The organism is Stenotrophomonas sp. PUT21, assembly GCF_052232875.1.
Taxonomy (GTDB): domain Bacteria; phylum Pseudomonadota; class Gammaproteobacteria; order Xanthomonadales; family Xanthomonadaceae; genus Stenotrophomonas; species Stenotrophomonas maltophilia_N.
On record NZ_CP197645.1, the window covers coordinates 1,594,516 to 1,613,491 of the forward strand.

An 18,976-nucleotide genomic window follows, 5' to 3' on the forward strand; every position below is an offset into this window, starting at 1 on the left:
GATCGTTACAGTCCCAGGTCCGAGAGCAGGTCGTCGGCGTCGTTCTGTGACACCGCATGGCGATCCAGACCGTTCACGGCCGGGCCGGCCAGGCCGTTGGTGTCGCGCTTCTTGTCGTCTTCCTGCGGCGGCAGGCCGAGCGCGCCGAAGCCCTCGTGCACGCGCCGCACGATCCCGACCACGCGGCGTATGATCTGCCCGGTCAGGTCCTGGTAGCTCTGCGTCAGCGCGATTTCCGTCAGGTTGTGGCGGATGCGGTCGAGCTGCTGGCCCTGGTCGGGCGTCAACCCGTTGGCGCGCAGCTGTTCGGTCAGCGAGCGACATTCCTCGGCCAGGTCCAGCGTGCGGTGGGTGGCCTGTTCGGTCATCGCCACCACGTGGTCCAGGCGCGCGCAGGCGTCATCCAGTTCGCCGGCTTCGCTGGGCAGGCTGGGCAGTTCACCCAGGGCCTGGCCGAGTTCGCGGGCGAGGCGGTTCAGGCCGGCCATCATCGGCTGCGTGCGCAACGCGGCGAGGGCGTCGATCTCCCGGCGCCAACCGGCTTCGTCGCCACTTTCCAGTGCGGCCAAGGCGTCCTGCAGGCGCTGCACCAGCGCGGATTTGTCGCTCAGGGTGTCCATCAGGCGCTCGCTGCCAGGCGTTCGAAGATTTTGCCGAGCTTTTCTTCCAGGGTCTGCGCGGTGAACGGTTTGATGATGTAGCCGTTCACGCCGGCCTGGGCGGCTTCGATGATCTGCTCGCGCTTGGCTTCAGCGGTCACCATCAGCACGGGCAGGGTCTTGAGCTTGGCATCGGCACGCACGGCCTTGAGCAGGTCGATGCCGGTCATGACCGGCATGTTCCAGTCGGTGACCACGAAATCGAACGGCTGGCTCTGCAACATCGCCAGCGCGGCATGCCCGTCCTCGGCTTCGGCCGTATTGGTGAAGCCCAGATCGCCCAGCAGGTTCTTGACGATACGACGCATGGTCGAAAAATCGTCGACGATCAGGATACGCATGTTCTTGTTCAAAGCACTTTCCTCGATTTCAATGGTTCTCGAGGCCGGCGTCTGCCGCCTCGAAGATCTTCAGCCGGCCCCGCAGACGCAGCACGGCCTGGCCATGGATCTGGCACACGCGCGATTCGCTGACACCCAGTACGGCGCCGATCTCTTTCAGGTTCAGTTCCTGCTCGTAGTACAGCGACAGGACCAGCTGTTCGCGCTCGGGCAGCAGGCCGATCGCGTTGCCCAGCTCGCGCCCGAACTCGCCGCGCTCCAGTACCTGCTGCGGGGTCGGGCCACCCTGGGCGACGGTATCCAGCTCGCCCTGGTCTTCGATCCGTGATTCCAGGCTCAGCACCTGGCCGCGCGAGGCGTCTTCCATCAGGCGCAGGTAGTCCGGCAGCGGCATGTCCATCGCGGCGGCCACTTCGGTGGCGCTGGCGGCACGGCCGGTGCTCTGCTCGAGGCGACGGATGGTCGCGGCGGCATCGCGTGCACGGCGGTGCACCGAGCGCGGCACCCAGTCGCCACGGCGGATCTCGTCGATCATCGAGCCGCGGATGCGGATCGAGGCATAGGTTTCAAACGAGGCGCCCTGGTCGGCGTCGTAGCTGCGCGAGGCCTCGATCAGGCCCATCATGCCGGCCTGGATCAGATCGTCCACCTCCACGCTCGCCGGCAGGCGCGCGGCCAGATGGTGGGCGATGCGCCGGACCAGGTCGGAGTGCTGGGCAATGCACTCGTTGGCTGCGGTCCGCTGGACCTCTTTGTATTGTGCTGCGCCCTTCATACCGTCACCCCGCGTTGCTTGAGGATGCGTTCCAGGAAGAATTCGACCCCGCCACGCGGCTCGGTCGGGGCCTGCCAGCGGGCGGTGCGGCGCGCGATCTCGGTCAGCGCCAGCGCGGCCGGGCTGGACGGGTAGGCCTTCACCACCGGCTGCTGGCGCTGCACCGACAGGCGCAGCCAGTCATCCTGCGGCACGCAGCCCAGGTAGTTCAGCGAGACATCGGCGAGGAACTTCTCGCAGACACGGGTCAGCTTTTCGTACAGCACGCGGCCTTCGTTCGGGTCGCGGACCATGTTGGCCACCACCTGGATGCGGTCCACCCCGCGCTCGCGCGAGAGCACCTTGATCAGTGCGTAGGCGTCGGTGATCGAGGCCGGCTCATCGCAGACCACCACCACCGTGTCCTGCGCGGCCTGGCAGAAGGTGAGCACGCCATCGGTGATGCCGGCGGCGGTATCCACGATCATGATGTCCAGCTCGCGCTCGAGCTCGGAGAACACGTTGACCAGGCCGACGTGCTCGGCCGGCTGCAGCTCGGCCATGTGGCGGCGGCCGGAGGCGGCCGGCACCACCAGCACGCCGCCGGGGCCTTCCATGATCACTTCTTCCAGCGTGCAGCGCCCGGCGACCAGGTCGGCCAGGGTCACCTTCGGCTGCAGGCCGAGGATCACGTCGATGTTGGCCAGGCCGAGATCGGCGTCCAGCAGCAGCGTGCGTTTGCCCATGTCCGCCAGCGCCACGGCCAGATTGGCCGAAACGTTCGTTTTGCCCACGCCGCCCTTGCCGCCGGTGACGGCGATGGTGCGGACCGGGCCCAGCGGCTGGCTTCGGGTAGCCGACAACGGGAAGGTCTTGGTCAGCTTGGCGTACTCACGCGACGGCATGGTTCAACTCCGGGTTGCAGGGCATATCGGCCGCGCGGCGCAAATCTTCAAGGCGAAGTACAAGATTGGCCGCACTGGCACGGTGCAGGTCTTCAGGAACGTCCTGGCCATCGGTGACCCAGGTGATCGGCAGGCGGTGGTCCACGGCCACCGACAGGGCGGTACCGAAGCGGCCGGTTTCGTCCAGCTTGCTCAGCACCACGCCCTGCGGGTTGGCGGCGCTGAAGCGGCGGACCACCTCGTCCATGTCGCCGAAACTGGTGTTGGCCGGCAGCACCAGCAGGGTGCGGATCTGCTCGGCGGCGCGCAGCCACTGCAGCTGGGCGGCCAGTGCACGGTCACGCGGGCCCAGGCCGGCGGTGTCGATCAGGACCAGCTTGTAGTCCTTCAGGCGCTCCAGCAGCTGGTTCAGATCGGTGCCGCTGCTGGCCTCATGGACCGCGATGCCGAGCTGGCGGCCGAAGCCGTACAGCTGCTCGCGGGCGCCGATGCGGCCGGTATCGGTGGTGACCAGGGCGACATCGCGGGCGGCATGCGCCTCGGCGAAACGCGAGGCCAGCTTGGCGATGGTGGTGGTCTTGCCGGCACCGGTAGGGCCGACCAGGGCGATCACGCCGCCGGCTTCGAGCGGGTCGACCGGGGCGATCGGCAGCTTCTTGGAGAGCAGGCCGAGCATCAGGCCGCGGCCACGGTGGGCTTCGGTATCCAGCGGAATCTGCATGGCCACGTCGCGGCTGATGCCGGCGTCGAAGCCGTACTCGTCCATCAGGTCCAGCGCCGCGGCGCGGACCGGCGAGCCACGCAGGCGCTCATCGGTGAAGCGGTGCATCTCGCGCTCGATGACATGGCGCATACCGGCCACTTCATGGCGCAACTGGCGGATCTCTTCGTCGTCGCGCTGGATGATCGTCAGTTCGGGCACGCTGGCCACGGCCGCTGCCGGTTCATTGGCGGCGGTGGTGACGGTCTCGGCGATCGGCAGCGGCAGGGCCGGCGGCAGGGCAGGGGCCACCACCGGGAGCGGCGCGAGCGCGGCAGCGACCGGCATCGCCGCCTCGTCCATCTCGTCCAGCGGCGGATCGATCACGAAGCGGGCGCGGTTGATCGGGGCGGGCGCGGCCACTGCTTCGACCGGGGCGGCCGGGGACGCGGCGGCGGCCTGCTCGACATTGAACGGCGCGAAGATCTGCTCCGGCAGCGACGGTTCGTTGACGGCGGGGCCGACGCTGGCGCGGGCGAGGGTGGCGGCGAAGCCGTCGCTGCCCGGCGGCGGCACGATTTCATTGGCGGTATCCAGGGTGCGACCGGTCGCGCCGACGGCGGCGCGGGCCAGCGCGGCGACCGCCGAAGTGGTCGCGGCCACCGGTTCAGGCGTGGCGACCGGCGCCTTGCGGCGGGTCACTGCGGCGATCACCGCATCGGCGGCGCTGCGCGGGCGCGGTGCCGGCGCTGGCGCGACGTCCTTGCGGGCCGCCTCCAGTGCACGCTGCACGGCGCTCTCGTCGTAGTTGGCCGCCGCCACGATTTCGACACCTTCCTCGATCCGGCGATTGGACAGGATCACTGCGTCCGGACCGTGTTCCTTGCGCACCAGGTTCATGGCCGAGCGCATATCGGAGGCGACGAAGCGTTTGATTTTCATGCTGTGGTACCGGGACTGGGGCGGCGGAGTGGTGGAAGGGAAACGCTGGTTGTCGGTGGTCTGCACGGTCAGGGAGTCCCTTTATTTCCTGCTGCGGTGAAATCGAATGAGGTGTCTGTTTTCTGTCGCGGTGCCGTCGGGTGTCCGGCTCAACTGATCGTGCCGACCAGCTTCAACCGTTTGTCCTCGGGCACCTCGCTGTAGGCGAGTACGGACAGCGAGGGGACGCTGTGGCGTACCAGCCGTGCCAGCGCGGCACGTACCGGGCCGGGCACCAGCACGACCGCCGGCTCGTTCTTCGCTTCCTGCTTGCCGACACATTCGGCCAGGCTTTGATGCAGTCGCTCGGCGAGTCCGGGTTCCAGCGCGGCGCCGTTGCCCTGAGTGGACTCCTGCAAGACGCGTTCCAGTTGCGGGTTGAGGGTGAACACCGGCAGCTCCGGCGACATCCCGGCGATCTCCTGCACGATGAAACGGCCCAGCGCATTGCGCACGGCAGCCGTCAGCACGGCCGGGTCCTGGCTGGTCGGCGCGCTTTCCACCAGCGATTCGACGATCTTGCGTAGCTGGCGGATCGGAATCCGCTCGATCAGCAGGTTCTGCAGCACCCGCACCACCGCCGAGAGCGGCAGCGACTTGGGCGTCAGATCTTCGACCAGCTTGGGCGCGCTCTTGGCCAGGTTGGCCAGCAGCTGCTGCACTTCCTCATGGCCGAGCAGTTCCGGGGCGTGCTCGCGGATCAGGTGGGACAGATGGGTGGCGACCACAGTGGCCGGGTCGACTACGGTGTAGCCCATCGATTCGGCATTGGCGCGCTGGTGCGGCTGGATCCAGGTAGCATCCAGGCCGAAGGCGGGGTCCTTGCCGGCGATGCCTTCCAGCGTGCCCAGGGCACTGCCCGGGTCCAGCGCGAGTTCGCGGTCGGGGTGGATCTCGGCGGTAGCCACCGGCACACCGTGGATCAGCAGGCGATACGCGGTCGCGGGCAGTTCCAGGTTGTCGCGGATGTGGACGGAGGGAATCAGGAAACCGATGTCGTGGGTGAGCTTGCGGCGCACGCCCTTGATGCGCGCCATCAGCTCGCCGCCCTGGTTCTTGTCCACCAGTGGAATCAACCGGTAGCCGACTTCCAGGCCAAGCGGATCGACCGGGCGCAGCTCATCCCAGGTCAGCTCGGCGGTGGGCGAGGGGGCGGCACCGGGCAGGCCGAGGGCATCGGGGCGGTGGGTGGCCGGAGCTTCGGCGGCGCGGGCCTGCGCGGTGCTCTTCTTCCAGGCCTTCCACGCGATGAAGCCGAGGATCGCGGCCAGCGTCAAGAAGGCGACGTTGGGCATGCCCGGCACCAGGCCCACCACCGCCAGAATCGCGGCGGCGATGGTCAGGGCGCGGTACTGGCCGAATACCTGGCCCATCATGGCTTGGGCCATGTCCTGCGAACGCGAGGCACGGGTGACCAGCATGGCCACTGCCGAGGACACCAGCAGTGCCGGCAGCTGGGCGACCAGGCCGTCACCGATGGAGAGCAGGGTGTAGGTCGCGGCGGCATCACCGAACGGCATGCCGTGCTGGAGTACGCCGACCGCCAGGCCGCCGACCAGGTTGATGAACAGGATCAGGATGCCGGCGATCGCATCGCCTCGGATGAACTTGCTGGCGCCGTCCATCGCACCGTAGAAGTCGGCTTCCTCGCGGACCTCCTCGCGCCGGGCCTTGGCCTCCTCACGCGTCAGCAAACCGGCGTTGAGATCGGCGTCGATCGCCATCTGCTTGCCGGGCATGGCATCGAGGATGAAGCGGGCGGTCACTTCGGAGACGCGCCCGGCGCCTTTGGTGATCACCACGAAGTTGATGATGGTCAGGATCGCGAACACCACGATGCCGACCGCGTAGTTGCCGCCGATCACGAACTCGCCGAACGAGGCGATCACCTTGCCGGCCGCCTCGTGGCCGTTCTGGCCGTTGAGCAGGATCACGCGGGTGGACGCCACGTTCAGCGCCAGCCGCAGCATGGTGGTGACCAGCAGCACGATCGGGAAAATGGTGAAGTCCAGCGGGCGCTTCACGTAGACCACCGCCAGCAGCACCATCAGCGAGATGGCGATGTTGAAGGTGAACAACGCATCGAGCACCGGCGGCGCCAACGGCACTACCACCATCGCCAGCAGGGCCAGCACGATCAGCGGGGCACCCAGCCCGTGGCGGATCATGTCCAGGGCGCGGCGCACGTTCATCCCGGCAGGCTGGGCGCTCATGGGCGGCCTCCCTTGCCGAACTCATCGATATCGATGTCCGGCGCCGCCGGCATCGGGCCGGTCCCCCAGCTGCGCAGCTGGTAGACATAGGAGAGCACCTGGGCCACGGCCGAATACAGTCTCACGGGAATTTCCTTTCCAAGTTGACCTTCCCGATACAAGGCGCGTGCCAAAGGCGGGGCGGAGACGATGGCGACCTTGTTGCCGTCGGCCACTTCGCGGATGCGCAGGGCGGTTTCATCCACGCCCAGGGCGACCACGGTGGGGGCGCCCATCTTTCCGCCCTCGTACTTCAGGGCGACCGCGTAATGGGTGGGGTTGACCACCACGACGTCGGCGGTGGGGACCGCCTCCATCATCCGGCGGTTGGACATCTGCTGCTGCAGCTGGCGGATGCGGCCCTTGACCTCCGGGCTGCCCTCGCTTTCCTTCATTTCCCGGCGCAGTTCCTCCCGGGTCATCTTCAGCTTGCGCATCCAGTTCCAGCGCTGGTACGGCGCATCGATGGCGGCCAGCAGCATCATCGCGCCGCCGGTGGCCAGCATCAGCTTCAGGGTGAAGCCCAGGCCGTGGACCATCGCCGCCTCCAGTGGCTGGTTGAGCAGGTCGCGCAGCGAGCGGATGCCATGCCAGACCACCAGCCCGGCAGCGGTGCCGACAAAGGCGATACGCAGCAGGGATTTGGTGAACTCGGCGATCGCCTCGGGTCCGTACAGGCGCTTCATGCCGGCCATCGGGCTGAGCCGCTTGAAATCGGGCATCAGCGACTTGTTCGACCAGCGCAGCCCGCCCATCACAACCGGTGACAGGAAACTGGCCAGCAGGCAGATCACCACCAGCGGCCACATGCCCAGCAGCAGGCGCAGCAGCAGTTCGCCGAAATGCCCGAACAGCGCCTGGGGATGCAGGCGCAGGCCCGGCTCGGGGCTGAGCGCGACCTGCATCCAGGTCTTGGCGTTGCGGCCGATGGTGCCGGAGAACGCCATCAGCGCCAGCACACCGGCACCGAACACGGCCGCCGTCGCCAGCTCACGCGAGCGCGGGATGTTGCCCTGTTCCCGGGCGTCGCGCAGGCGTTTTTCGGTGGGTAATTCGGTTTTTTCGCCGGCTTGTTCGTTCTCGGACATCAGGGCACGACACGGGAGGAGATACCCCGGTCCGTGCAAGAACCATTCCGTGAGCTGGAAGAGGTGTCAGGCCCGCCGCGAGGAACCGGGGGGTGCCGGGCATCCGTCGGGAGCCGATATCACCCCGCCGATGCGCCCGGACGTGCCTGGGGCGTCCAGCCCGCCGCCACTTCCACCCGCGGCCGGGGCAGGTCATGCAGTTGCATGAAGCGCTGTGCATCCACCGGGCGGCCCAGCAGATACCCCTGCAGGTAGTCGCAGCCCAGCCGCTCCAGATACGCCCGCTGGCCGGTGGTCTCCACGCCCTCGGCCACGATGTCCATGTCCAGCGCGTGTCCCAGCGCCACGATCGCCGAGACGATCACCACGTCTTCGGAGCTGTTCTCCAGGTCGCGTACGAAGGCGTGGTCGATCTTGATCTCGGTGGCCGGCAGGCGCTTGAGGTAGAGCAGGCTGGAGTAGCCGGTGCCGAAGTCGTCGATGGAGATGCCCACGCCCAGCGCCGCCATGGCCTGCAGCAGGGTCAGGCTGGCCTCGGTATCGCGCATCACCGTGTTTTCCGTGATCTCCAGGATCAGCCGGCGCGGCTCGATGCGGTGAGTCTGCAGCGCCTCGCGCACTTCCTGCAGCAGCTTGGGCGAGGCGAACTGGATCGGCGAGAGGTTCACCGAGACCGTCCAGCCGTCATGCCCGGCCTCGTGCCATACCCGCAGCTGGCGGCAGGCCTCATCCAATGCCCAGCGCCCGATCTCGTTGATCACGCCACTGCGTTCGGCCAGGCGGATGAAGCGGTCCGGCGGAATCAGGCCCTGCTGCGGGTGCCGCCAGCGGATCAAGGCTTCGGCGCCGCTGATCGATTGCCCGGCGACGCGGGTCTTGGGCTGGTAGTGCAGGAACAGCTGCTCGCTGCCGATGGCCCGGCGCAGGTCGGCCAGCAGCTGGAACTGCTGCTCGGCGCTGTCGTTCATCCAGTCGGCAAACAGCACGTAGGCGTTGCGGCCGGCCTCCTTGGCCTGGTACATCGCCGCGTCGGCGAAGGCCATCAGCTGGCGTTCGCTGGCGGCGTGGTCCGGACAGATCGCGATGCCGATACTGGCGGTCACCTGCAGGTCGTGGCGCGGCAGCAGCGGCTCGCGGCCGACGGTCTGGATGATGCGGCTGGCCAGCGTCGCCACGTCTTCGTCGTTCTCGATCGGTACCGCCAGCACGAACTCATCGCCGCCCAGGCGGGCGAGCATGTCCGCCGGCCGCAGCAGCTTGCGGGTGCGGTCGGCGACGGCGACCAGCAGGGCATCGCCGGTCTGATGGCCGTACGCATCATTGACCTGTTTGAAGCCGTCCAGGTCCATGAACATCACCGCGAAGCGGCTGCCGCGCTGCTCGGCTTCGGCCAGCGATTGCTCGATGCGCTGCTGCAGCAGGCGACGGTTCGGCAGGCGGGTCAGCGGATCGTGCAGGGCCGCCTGGGTCAATTCGGCGTGGGCATCGTCCAGCGAGGTACTCAGGTCGGTATTGCGCAGCCGCAACAGCTGCGCCTCCATGCGCTGGTCCAGCCAGGACACGATCAGCACCACCGCCAGGATCGCAAGGGTCAGGGCCAGGACCACCAGCGCCAGCCACTGCGCCTGCAGGCCGTCACCGGCGGCGGCCCCGCAGATGCTGCCGGCGGGGAAGCGGGCGGCGGCCATGCCGGTGTAATGCATGCCGACGATGGCGGTGCCCAGCACCAGCGCCGGTGCGACGCGGTCGCGCAGGCGCCGATGCGTGCTGCGCAGCCGGAAGGCGATGAACAGCGCCGTCCACGAGGCAGCCACCGCGATCAGCAGCGACAGCGCCACCCAGCCGGCGTGGTAGTCGATCCCCGGCTGCATGTGCAGCGCGGCCATGCCCAGGTAATGCATGGCGGCGATGCCGCTGCCCATCAGCACGGCACCCAATGCGAGCCGTCCGTGCGGCAGGGTGGGCTGTGAGACCAGCCACAGCGCGAAGATGGAGGAGGCCATGGCGGCCAGCAGCGAAACGGTGGTCAGGCCGAGCGCATAGCCCAGCGGGATCGGCAGCTGGAAGGCGAGCATGCCGATGAAGTGCATCGACCAGATGCCCAGCCCCATCGCGCAGCCGCCGCCCACCAGCCACAACCAGGTCGTGCGCGGCGTAGCTGCGGTGGTGACCCGGCTGGCCATATCCAGCGCGGTGAACGAGGCCAGCACGGCGACCAGAAACGAAATCACCACCAACCACGGGGTATAGCTGCCGATCAGCATGGAAGACACTCTCCCTGGTCAACATCTGAGCGATACGACAGGACACCGCGTCATCACCGCAAAGACCGGGTGAAGATTCTGTCATTGCGGTGCATGGGCATTGGCGGGCGGCGCGGGATGTCCTGCAGGCTGTCCCGGGTCAGCGACTGACGCTGTCGGCAGCATCGAACGCCGCATCGAACAGGCGCTGCACCGGCGGGCCCATTTCGCCGGCCAGCACGGTCAACAGAAACAGCCCCAGTAGCAACGCGACCGGCAGGCCGAGCTGGATCGGGTTCAGTGCGGGCGCGGCACGGGCCAGCACGCCGAAGGCCAGGTTGATGGCCAGCATCGCCACGGTCAGCGGCAGCGCCAGTGAAAGCGCGCCGCGGAACACCTGCAGCAGGAAGGTCGGGGCGATGCTCAGGAATGCCTGGGGATCCGGCAGCGAGGTGCCGATCGGCAAGGCCTTGTAGCTGTCCATCAGCAGCGAGATCAGCGCCAGATGGCCGTTGACCGTGAAGAACAGCAGGCCGAACAGCAGATAGAACCACTGCCCGATCACGCCGGAACTTCCGCCGCGCAGAGGATCGCTCATCTGCGCGAAGGCCAGGCCGGTGCCTTGGGCGACCAGCTCGCCGGCCATCGCGCCGGCCTCGAACACCAGGCGCAGCACGAAGCCGATCGACACGCCGATCGCCAGTTCGCGGGCGATGGTCAGCACCGTGGCGGCATCGAAGCCGGTCCACTCCGGTACCGGTGGCAACATCGGCGACAGCGCGATCGCCAGCGCACCGGCGAGCAGCACGCGGATCCGTGACGGCACCGCACGCGTACCGATCAGCGGCATGGCCATCAGCATCGCGCCGATGCGCAGCATGGTCCACAGGATCGTGCCGATCATGCCGAAGGCCTGCAGGCCATCGGCGGCCATCTGGGTGGCGGAATCCACGGTGGCGGGCCTCAGCCGATCAGATGTGGAATGCGCTGGAACAGCAGCGTGGTGTATTCGACCAGATGGCCGATCAGCAGGCTGCCGAGCGCGAACAGCACCACGGTCAACGCCGCGGCCTTGGCGACGAAGGCGATGGTCGGTTCGTTGAGCTGGGTCGCGGCCTGGACCACGCCGACCACCACGCCGACGATCAGCACGGTGAGCAGCAGCGGGCCGGCGACCCACAGCACGGTGATCAGGCCACCACGCAGTTCGGTCAGGGCAAGTTCGGGCGTCATGTCGGTCTCGGGTCCGTATCGATCAACAGGGCGGGGCGGTCAGACCGCATTGAAGCTGGCGGCCAACGTGCCGACCACCAAGACCCAGCCATCCACCAGCACGAACAGCAGGATCTTGAACGGGGCGGAGACCAGCATCGGCGAGAGCATCATCATGCCCATCGACATCAGCACGCTGGCCACGACCAGGTCGATGATCACGAACGGGATGAAGATCAGGAACCCGATCTCGAAGGCGGTCTTCAGTTCGCTGGTGACGAACGAGGCGACCAGGATCGGGAACGGAATCGCATCCGGGCTGGAGTAGGTGCCGTGTCCGGCCATGCCGGCGAAGGTCATCAGATCCGTTTCGCGGATCTGCGCCAGCATGAAGGCACGTAACGGCTGGGTGGTCAGGGTCCAGGCGGTCTGGAAATCGATCTCGCCGTTGAGGTACGGCGCCATGCCGCTGCCCCATGCCTTCTGCCACACCGGCAGCATCACCATCGCGGTGAGGAACAGGGCCAGGCCGAGCAGCACCTGGTTGGACGGCGTCTGGCCGGTGCCCAGCGCCTGGCGCAGCAGACCGAGCACGATGATGATGCGGGTGAAGGCCGTCAGCACCAGCAGCATCGACGGGATCAGGGTGATCGCCGTCATCAGCAGCAACGTCTGCAGCGGCAGGCTGACCGGCTGGCCGCCGATCTTGCCGACATTCACGTCCGGCAATGCAGGCACACCCGGCACGCCGGGCGCGGCCCAGGCCAGGGCCGGCAGCGCGCACAGCAGGAAAGTCAGCAACAGGGGCAGGTAACGGGTCCAGGAAGTACGGGGGCCACGCATGCTCAGGGTTCCTTGCGCAGCCGCTGTTGCAGCAGCTGGGCGAAATTCGGGAGGTGTTTGAAATCGGGAAGGCGCGCCGGGGTCGGGGCGGGCAGGGGTTCGGGCAGCTGATGCAGCGTGTTGATGCCGCCGGCGGTGACGCCCAGCAGCAGCTGGGTGCCATTCACCTCGACCACCACCACGCGCTCTTTCGCACCGACGTTGAGGCTGGCGACCACCCGCATCCCTTCGGCCGGGCGGAAGCCGCTGCCGGGCATGCGCTTGAGCAGCCAGCCCAGGCCGACGATCAACGCCAGCACGCCCAGCAGGGCCAGCACCGCACCGAACATGCCCGGTGCGGCGGCGGCATGCTGGCCGACCTTGACGGTCGAGGCGCCGGCCGCGATCAGCAGCCCGGCACTCAACGCAGTCTCCGGATCCGTTCGCTCGGGCTGACCACGTCGGTCAGGCGCACGCCGAAGCGGTCGTTGATCACCACCACCTCGCCATGGGCGATCAGGGTGCCATTGACGAACACGTCCAGCGATTCGCCGGCACCGCGCTCCAGTTCCACCACCGAGCCCTGGTTGAGCTGCAGCAGGTTGCGGATCGGCAGGCGGGCGCGGCCCACTTCCAGCGACAGTGTCACCGGCACATCCAGGATCACATCCAGGTTGAGCTCGTCGCCGACCGTGGTGTCATCGGACTGCAGCTGGGTGAACTGTGCCGGCGCCGGCTCGTTGGATTCGATATCGTTCATTGCGGGTCTTCCTGCAGTACGGGAACGCGTGGGCGGATGCCCGGGGGATGGGTGGCGGTGATCTTCACCGCGTTGAAACCGTTGGCGACGCCGAACTCGCCGGTGAACACCGGTACGTTCTCCACGCACACCGGCACCTGCTTGGGCAGCTCGATCGGCAGCACATCGCCGATCTTCAGCTTGGTCAGGTCGCGCAGGCTCATGCGCTTGGTGGCCAGCACGCTGGACAGGGTGACTTCGGCGATGTTGAGCTGTTCGCGCAGCATCACGCCCCAGCTGGCATCGCGGTCGTTGCGGTCGCTCTGGATGCCGGCGTCGAGCAGCTCGCGGATCGGCTCGAGCATCGAGTAGGGCAGGGTGACGTGGATGTCGCCGCCGCCCCCATCGAGCTCGACATGCAGGCGGCAGACCACCACGTACTCGCGCGGCGTCACGATGTTGGCGAAGTGCGGGTTGATCTCGGAGTTGATGTACTCCAGTTCCACGTCCATCACCGGCGCCCAGGCTTCCTGCAGGTCGGCGAAGGTCTGCTTGAGCAGCAGGTGGATCACGCGCATTTCGGTGGCGGTGAACTCGCGGCCCTCGATGCGGGTCGGGTAGCGGCCGTCACCGCCGAAGAAGTTGTCCACGATCGCGAACACCAGCGTCGGCTCGAACACGATCAGCCCGGTGCCACGCAGCGGCTTGAAGCGGATCAGGTTGAGGTTGGTCGGCACGTACAGCGAATGCATGTAGTCGTTGAACTTGATCAGCTCGATGCCGCGCACGGACAGCTCGGCCGAGCGCCGGATCAGGTTGAACAGGCCGATGCGCCACAGGCGCGCGAAGCGCTCGTTGACCATTTCCAGGGTCGGCATGCGGCCGCGGATGATGCGGTCCTGGCTGGCGAAATCGTACGAGCGCGCCTCGCCGGGCGTGGGCGCATCGATGTCGGTCTCCACCGCACCGGAGTCCACGCCATGCAGCAGGGCATCGATCTCGTCCTGGGAAAGCAGGTCATTCATGGTCGCCCTTACTGGGTCACGAAACTGGTGAACAGCAATTCGTCGGCACCGGGCTTGCCGGTCTCGGCCTTGAGCAGCTTCTGCACTTCTGCCAGCGAACTGGCCTGCAGGCGCTCTTTGCCGGCGCGGTCGGCGATGTCGCTCGGCTCGACCTGCGAGAACAGCATCAGCAGCTTGGCGCGGATGGCCGGCGCATGCAGCTTGATCGCCTCCATCGCGGCCGGGTCGCGGCTCATCAGCTGCACTTCGACCTGCAGGTAGCGCGGGCCGTCGAAGCTGCTGTTGAGGTTGACCACGAACGGCGGCTCCAGGCCGAAGTACTGGGCCGGGGCAGGCACGGCGGATTTGCTGGCGGCGGGCTTGGCGGCCTTGTCATCGTGCTGGGACTGGGTGAAGTACCAGACCCCGCCACCGGCGGCGCCAGCGGCGAGCACCGCGACCAGGGCGGTGACCAGGAGCGGACTGCGCGGCTTGGCGGTCTTGTCCTTGTCGGCGGATTTCTTGGTTTTATCGGCGGCTGCGGCCACGAGGGGAAGCTCCAGAGGATTGCTTCCTGCCTACATGCAAAGGCCGTGCCTGAATGCTGAAGAGAGTGTGTGTCGGGTTTCTGGCGGCGCGGCTGAGCCTGCGCCGCCGCGTGCGATCACGCGTAGGCGTCAACCAGGCCGCGCTGGCGGATCAGCTGCGAGGGCGACAGGGTGGCATCGGCCAGCGCCGGTTCTCCGTCGTCGCCGCCCATCCCGCTGCGACCCTCGCCACGCCCGCCGTCGTGCGCGGTCTGCTGCTGGCCGACATCGGCGTTGCCAAGCTGGAAGCCCTGTTCGCCGAGCAGGTCGCGCAGGCGCGGCAGGCTGCTTTCCAGTGCATGGCGCACGTCGGCGTGCGCGCTGGTGAAGGTGGCATGGACCTTGTCGCCGTCCAGCTGCAGGCGCACCTCGATCGGGCCGAGGTCGTTCGGGGTGATCTTGATATGGGCGTGGCCGATCTTCTGGTCCGCCAGCCAACCGACGCGGGCCCCGACGGCATCGTCGAAGTCATCCCCGCCAAGGTGCGGCGTCGCTGTCGGAGAGCCGGTGAACAGGCTGGCAACCACCGGCTTGGCCTCGGTCATGCCGTGCAGCGCGTGCAGCAACGGGGTTGCCGGCGCATCGGGGCCATCGGTGGTGGCCGCGCTCAAGGCGTCGGTGAAGGTCTTGAGCAGCGCCGCATCGTCCGCAGGCGCTGCCTCGGTGGGCAGGGCGGGCAGCGCGATGCTGCCGTCGGTGGCTGGGGCCGTGGTTGCCAGCGTGGGGGCGGCGCCATCAGCGGCCGGGGCCGTCGTCGCCAGGGCGGGGAGTGAGCCATTGGCGGCCGGTGCCGTGCCGGCCATGGGCGGCGCGACCGGCGCAGGCGCTGGTGCTGGCAGCCCGTTCAATGCCAGCCCGGCCAGGCCCAGCGGCGGCCACGCGGCGTCGGTGTCGTCGGTGGTTTCGGCAGCAGGTTTTTCCGCCGCGGACGCGGCCTGGGCGGTGGCATCGGCCGGCGCGGGGGTGTCCTCGGCGTTCTTGACGCCGGGTTTGGCGGGGCGCGTTGCCGCCTCCTTGTCCGGGTTTGCCGTGTTCGTTGTGGCGCTCTTGCCCGCGTCGCGGCCGCTGCCGGGTTTGCGCGGCGCGTCGGTGCGCGGTGCTTCGCTGCCGGGCTTGAGCAGTGCGTCAAAGTCCCGACGGTCACTGCCGCCGGTGCTGTCCGCGCGCGGCGTGGACGCAGTGCCACCTGCATTCTGGGCGGGTGCGGCGCCGCCGAGCAGGGCGGGGGGCATCACGGGGTGCCTCCGTTCTCGCCATCTTCGCGCTGCGCCTGACGCGAGCGGCGCGCACCAAGGTCATCCATTTCGCGCTGGTCGCGGCGGTCGGTGACCACCTTCTCCTGCGCGCGGTAACTGGCGGCGAGCTTCTCCAGCACCTGCTTGTCACGGCTGGCCAGCAGCAGGCGGGCGCGCTCGGCGTCGACCTTCTCGCGGTTGTTGTCCACGGTCTGCCGTTGCTGGGCGACCGCGCTGTCCAGGCGATCCAGGAACGCGCGGCGGTTCATCAGCTGGGCCGGGCTGGTGGCCGACATCTGCGCGCCGGCATATTCCTCGGCGTAGCGGCGCAGCTCATCCAGGCGCGATACATGCGTGTCGAGCGCACGCTGGCGCTCGGCCAGGTCGCGGGCGACCTCGTCTTCGTGGTCCTGGGCTCGTTTCAGCAAGGGGTCGAAGCGCTTGGATTGGATCATGGCTTAACTCTCTGGTTCCACCAGCCGCTTGAGGGCGGCCTGACTGTGCGGCAGGTCGGCGGCTTTGCCGACGTCCTGGCCGAGGAATTCAACAATGTCCGACCAACGCTCCAATGCCTCGTCGGTCGCCGGGTCGTTGCCGCGCTGGTAAGCGCCGATCGCGATCAGGTCGCGGTTGGACGAATACGCCGAGATCAGCCGCTTGAGCTTGCGGATGCGCAGGCGCCACGGTTCGTCGGCGATTTCCGTGACCACGCGGCTGACCGAGGATTCCACGTCGATGGCCGGGTACAGCCCGCTGTCGGCGACGCGGCGCGAGAGCAGGATGTGGCCGTCGAGAATGGCGCGTGCGGCGTCGGCGATCGGATCCTGCGGATCGTCGCCTTCGGTCAGCACGGTGTAGAACGCGGTGATCGAGCCGCGGCCCTTGGCGCCGTTGCCGGCGCGCTCCACCAGGGCAGGCAGTTTGGCGAACACCGAGGGCGGATAGCCGCGGGTGGTCGGCGGTTCACCGACGGACAGGCCGATCTCGCGCTGCGCCTGGGCGAAGCGGGTCAGCGAGTCCATCAGCAACAGGACATTCAAGCCCTGATCGCGGAACCACTCGGCGATGGCGGTCGCGCGGTAGGCACCGTGCAGGCGCGCCAGCGGCGGGCGGTCGGCCGGGCTGGCCACGACCACGGCACGGCGCAGGCCTTCTTCGCCCAGCGTGCTTTCCACGAAATCGCGGACTTCGCGACCACGTTCACCGATCAGGCCGACCACGATGACGTCGGCGGCGGTGTAGCGGGTCATCATGCCCAGCAGGGTCGATTTACCGACACCGGAGCCGGCGAACAGGCCGACACGCTGGCCGCGGCCGATCGGCAGCAGCGCGTTGATCGCGCGCACGCCGACATCCAGCGGCTGGGTGATCGGTTCGCGTGCAAGCGGGTTGATCGAGACGCCGGCCATGCCGACGGTGCCTTCGGCGCGGATCGGGCCCTTGCCATCCAGTGGCACGCCGTCGCTGTCGATCACGCGGCCGAGCAGGCCTTCGCCCACTTCCACACCGCCACGGCCGAGCGAGGGCACCACCCGTGCGTTGGGCAGCAGGCCGTGCAGTTCGGCGCTGGGCATCAGGTAGGTACGTTCACCGGCGAAGCCGACCACTTCGGCATCGACCCAGCCACCGTCGGCCACTTCAACCTTGCAGCTGGCGCCCATCGGCGCCTCGCAGCCCACTGCTTCCAGGGTCAGGCCGACCGCGCGGCGCAGCACGCCTTCGCGGATCAGGCCGCGGCCATGCGCGGTGTCCGGGCGGATGTTGTCCAGCCGCGAAGCCAGCCGCAGGTTGCGTGCGGCGGTCCAGTCGGCGGGCGGGGGCAGGGTCTCGGTGGTCATGGGGTGGTTCCGGCTTTGCGGATGACCGCATCCAGGGCGCCGCGCAGACGCGCATCGAGCGTGCCGTCGATACGCACGGCCTCGGCATGCACGCGCAGGTCGCCGCGGCTCAGGCTCAGGTCCGGGGTCAGGCGCTGGTTCGGAGCCAGGTTGAGCACCGGGGCGAGCGCGGCAATGTCGTCCGGGTGCAGGCGCACTTCCACATCGCGGCTTGCACCGCCAACGGCATCCACGGCCTCGTTGACCAGCTGCGCCAGCAGTTCCGGTTCGGCTTCATACGCGCGCCCGACCAGGTTGCCGGCCACGCGCACCGCCAGCTCGCCGAGCGCGGCGACCACTTCATTCTCCAACCGCACCAGCGGCCGGCTGAAGTTGTCCAGGATGCCTTCGATCTGCGCGATCAGGCGGCGGACTTCGGCCTGGCCCTGGGCCAGACCCTCGGCGTGGCCCTGATCGAAGCCGTCTTTCTCGGCGCTGTCGTGGATCGCCTGGATTTCTTCCAGGGTCGGCAGCTGCAGAAGCGGTTCCGGCTCGTGCTCCGGATCCGGCTCGGTGAGCTCGAACTGTTCTTCCGGCGGCGGCTCGGGCACCGCCAGCAGGTCCGGGGCAAGCCAGCGCACGGCATTGTTCACAGCATGGCCTCCGCGTTGCCGCCGATGGTGACGGTGCCTTCGTCGGCCATGCGCTTGACGATGGCCAGGATTTCGCGCTGCGCCACTTCCACATCGGACAGGCGCACCGGGCCACGGGCTTCCATGTCTTCCAGCAGGATTTCAGCGGCACGCTGGGACATGTTGCGGGTGATCTTGTCGCGCACCTTGATGTCGGCGCCGCGCAGGGCCAGACCAAGACGCTCGCCACTGACTTCGCGCAGCACCAGCTGCAGTTCGCGGTCGTCCAGATCGACCAGATCGTCGAACACGAACATCAGGTCCTGGATGCGGCCGCTCAGCGGTGCATCGATGCGCGCGATCTCGCCCAGGATCGCCTGGTCCTGGCCGCTGTCCATGAAGTTCAGGATGTTGGCTGCGCACTGCACGCCGCCGATGTTGGAAGACTTCAGGTTCTGGTTGCCGGCGAACTGGCGCTCCATGATCTCGTTGAGTTCATTGAGGGCGTTCGGCGGAATGCCATCCAGCGTGGCGATACGCAGCAGCACGTCCACGCGGGTGCGCTCGGGCAGCAGCTTGAGTGCGTCGGCGGCCTGGTCGGTTTCCAGGTGCGCCATCACGATGGCGATGATCTGCGGGTGTTCGTTGCGGACCAGATCGGCCACGGCACGCGGATCCATCCACTTCAGCGCGTCCAGGCCGGTGGTGTTGCGGCCCAGCAGGATGCGGTCGATCAGGTTGCCGGCCTTCTCGCTGCCCAGCGCCTGCACCAGCATGTTGCGGATGTAGTCGTCCGAGCCCACGCCCAGCGAGGTCTTGGAACCGAGTTCGCTGCCGAACTGGTCCATGACCCGCTCGACCTGCTCGCGGGTGATGTCGGTCATGGTCGCCATGGCGATGCCGATCTTCTGGACTTCCTTGGGCTCCATGTGGCGCAGCACTTCGGCGGCGTCCAGTTCGCCCAGCGAGAGCAGCAGCACGGCGGCGCGCTGCACGCCGGTCAGC

The 18,976-nt window shown here is 68.0% G+C and carries 20 protein-coding genes; all 20 read right to left on the bottom strand.

The window, feature by feature from the left end:
• Nucleotides 1-5: 5 nt before the first annotated feature.
• The 20 genes from ACTT2I_RS07560 to fliG all read right to left on the bottom strand — a co-directional run bounded on the left by ACTT2I_RS07560 (nt 6) and on the right by fliG (nt 18,975).
• Nucleotides 6-620: a protein phosphatase CheZ gene (locus ACTT2I_RS07560; protein WP_088435045.1), complete on the bottom strand. Its 615-nt coding sequence runs from the start codon at nt 618-620 to the stop codon at nt 6-8.
• Entirely contained in the window at nt 620-1,012 is a 393-nt protein-coding gene (cheY, locus tag ACTT2I_RS07565) for a chemotaxis response regulator CheY (RefSeq protein ID WP_019182908.1), read from the bottom strand. The genes ACTT2I_RS07560 and cheY overlap by 1 nt, the downstream gene beginning before the upstream one ends.
• A 16-nt stretch (nt 1,013-1,028) precedes the next feature.
• Nucleotides 1,029-1,775, bottom strand: a complete 747-nt coding sequence (locus tag ACTT2I_RS07570) for an RNA polymerase sigma factor FliA (protein ID WP_019182907.1) — start codon at nt 1,773-1,775, stop codon at nt 1,029-1,031.
• On the bottom strand, nt 1,772-2,659 hold the full coding sequence (locus ACTT2I_RS07575; protein WP_088435046.1) for a MinD/ParA family ATP-binding protein: 888 nt from the start codon (nt 2,657-2,659) through the stop codon (nt 1,772-1,774). The genes ACTT2I_RS07570 and ACTT2I_RS07575 overlap by 4 nt, the downstream gene beginning before the upstream one ends.
• Nucleotides 2,646-4,301, bottom strand: coding sequence for an AAA family ATPase (locus ACTT2I_RS07580; protein WP_088435111.1), 1,656 nt, complete (start codon nt 4,299-4,301; stop codon nt 2,646-2,648). The genes ACTT2I_RS07575 and ACTT2I_RS07580 overlap by 14 nt, the downstream gene beginning before the upstream one ends.
• A gap of 149 nt (nt 4,302-4,450) precedes the next feature.
• Nucleotides 4,451-6,553, bottom strand: a complete 2,103-nt coding sequence (flhA, locus tag ACTT2I_RS07585) for a flagellar biosynthesis protein FlhA (RefSeq protein ID WP_088435047.1) — start codon at nt 6,551-6,553, stop codon at nt 4,451-4,453.
• Nucleotides 6,550-7,680, bottom strand: coding sequence for a flagellar biosynthesis protein FlhB (gene flhB / locus ACTT2I_RS07590; protein WP_088435048.1), 1,131 nt, complete (start codon nt 7,678-7,680; stop codon nt 6,550-6,552). Before flhB ends, flhA begins: the two co-directional genes overlap by 4 nt.
• Nucleotides 7,681-7,799: 119 nt before the next feature.
• Nucleotides 7,800-9,944, bottom strand: a complete 2,145-nt coding sequence (locus ACTT2I_RS07595; protein WP_421100433.1) for a putative bifunctional diguanylate cyclase/phosphodiesterase — start codon at nt 9,942-9,944, stop codon at nt 7,800-7,802.
• Nucleotides 9,945-10,083: 139 nt separating this feature from the next.
• The gene (fliR, locus tag ACTT2I_RS07600) at nt 10,084-10,875 is read right to left on the bottom strand and encodes a flagellar biosynthetic protein FliR (protein ID WP_088435050.1); all 792 of its coding nucleotides are present in this window, start codon (nt 10,873-10,875) and stop codon (nt 10,084-10,086) included.
• A gap of 11 nt (nt 10,876-10,886) precedes the next feature.
• Nucleotides 10,887-11,156 carry a flagellar biosynthetic protein FliQ gene (locus tag ACTT2I_RS07605; protein WP_019184809.1) on the bottom strand — a complete coding sequence of 90 codons (270 nt, stop codon included), beginning with the start codon at nt 11,154-11,156 and terminating at the stop codon, nt 10,887-10,889.
• Nucleotides 11,157-11,195: 39 nt separating this feature from the next.
• Nucleotides 11,196-11,978 carry a flagellar type III secretion system pore protein FliP gene (gene fliP, locus ACTT2I_RS07610; RefSeq protein ID WP_421100348.1) on the bottom strand — a complete coding sequence of 261 codons (783 nt, stop codon included), beginning with the start codon at nt 11,976-11,978 and terminating at the stop codon, nt 11,196-11,198.
• A gap of 2 nt (nt 11,979-11,980) precedes the next feature.
• The gene (fliO, locus tag ACTT2I_RS07615) at nt 11,981-12,382 is read right to left on the bottom strand and encodes a flagellar biosynthetic protein FliO (RefSeq protein WP_088435052.1); all 402 of its coding nucleotides are present in this window, start codon (nt 12,380-12,382) and stop codon (nt 11,981-11,983) included.
• Nucleotides 12,379-12,717, bottom strand: coding sequence for a flagellar motor switch protein FliN (gene fliN / locus ACTT2I_RS07620; RefSeq protein WP_088435053.1), 339 nt, complete (start codon nt 12,715-12,717; stop codon nt 12,379-12,381). Before fliN ends, fliO begins: the two co-directional genes overlap by 4 nt.
• Nucleotides 12,714-13,721: a flagellar motor switch protein FliM gene (fliM, locus tag ACTT2I_RS07625; protein ID WP_088435054.1), complete on the bottom strand. Its 1,008-nt coding sequence runs from the start codon at nt 13,719-13,721 to the stop codon at nt 12,714-12,716. Before fliM ends, fliN begins: the two co-directional genes overlap by 4 nt.
• 8 nt (nt 13,722-13,729) lie before the next feature.
• Nucleotides 13,730-14,248, bottom strand: a complete 519-nt coding sequence (locus tag ACTT2I_RS07630; protein ID WP_088435055.1) for a flagellar basal body-associated FliL family protein — start codon at nt 14,246-14,248, stop codon at nt 13,730-13,732.
• Nucleotides 14,249-14,364: 116 nt separating this feature from the next.
• Nucleotides 14,365-15,519 (bottom strand): flagellar hook-length control protein FliK, encoded by a 1,155-nt coding sequence (locus ACTT2I_RS07635; RefSeq protein WP_421100432.1) that lies wholly within the window; start codon nt 15,517-15,519, stop codon nt 14,365-14,367.
• Nucleotides 15,519-15,977 (bottom strand): flagellar export protein FliJ, encoded by a 459-nt coding sequence (gene fliJ / locus ACTT2I_RS07640; protein WP_088435057.1) that lies wholly within the window; start codon nt 15,975-15,977, stop codon nt 15,519-15,521. Before fliJ ends, ACTT2I_RS07635 begins: the two co-directional genes overlap by 1 nt.
• A 3-nt stretch (nt 15,978-15,980) precedes the next feature.
• On the bottom strand, nt 15,981-17,360 hold the full coding sequence (locus tag ACTT2I_RS07645; RefSeq protein WP_293978655.1) for a FliI/YscN family ATPase: 1,380 nt from the start codon (nt 17,358-17,360) through the stop codon (nt 15,981-15,983).
• Nucleotides 17,357-17,992, bottom strand: a complete 636-nt coding sequence (locus ACTT2I_RS07650) for a FliH/SctL family protein (RefSeq protein WP_421100347.1) — start codon at nt 17,990-17,992, stop codon at nt 17,357-17,359. The genes ACTT2I_RS07645 and ACTT2I_RS07650 overlap by 4 nt, the downstream gene beginning before the upstream one ends.
• Nucleotides 17,989-18,975, bottom strand: a complete 987-nt coding sequence (gene fliG, locus ACTT2I_RS07655; RefSeq protein ID WP_088435112.1) for a flagellar motor switch protein FliG — start codon at nt 18,973-18,975, stop codon at nt 17,989-17,991. Before fliG ends, ACTT2I_RS07650 begins: the two co-directional genes overlap by 4 nt.
• Nucleotide 18,976: the final 1 nt, after the last annotated feature.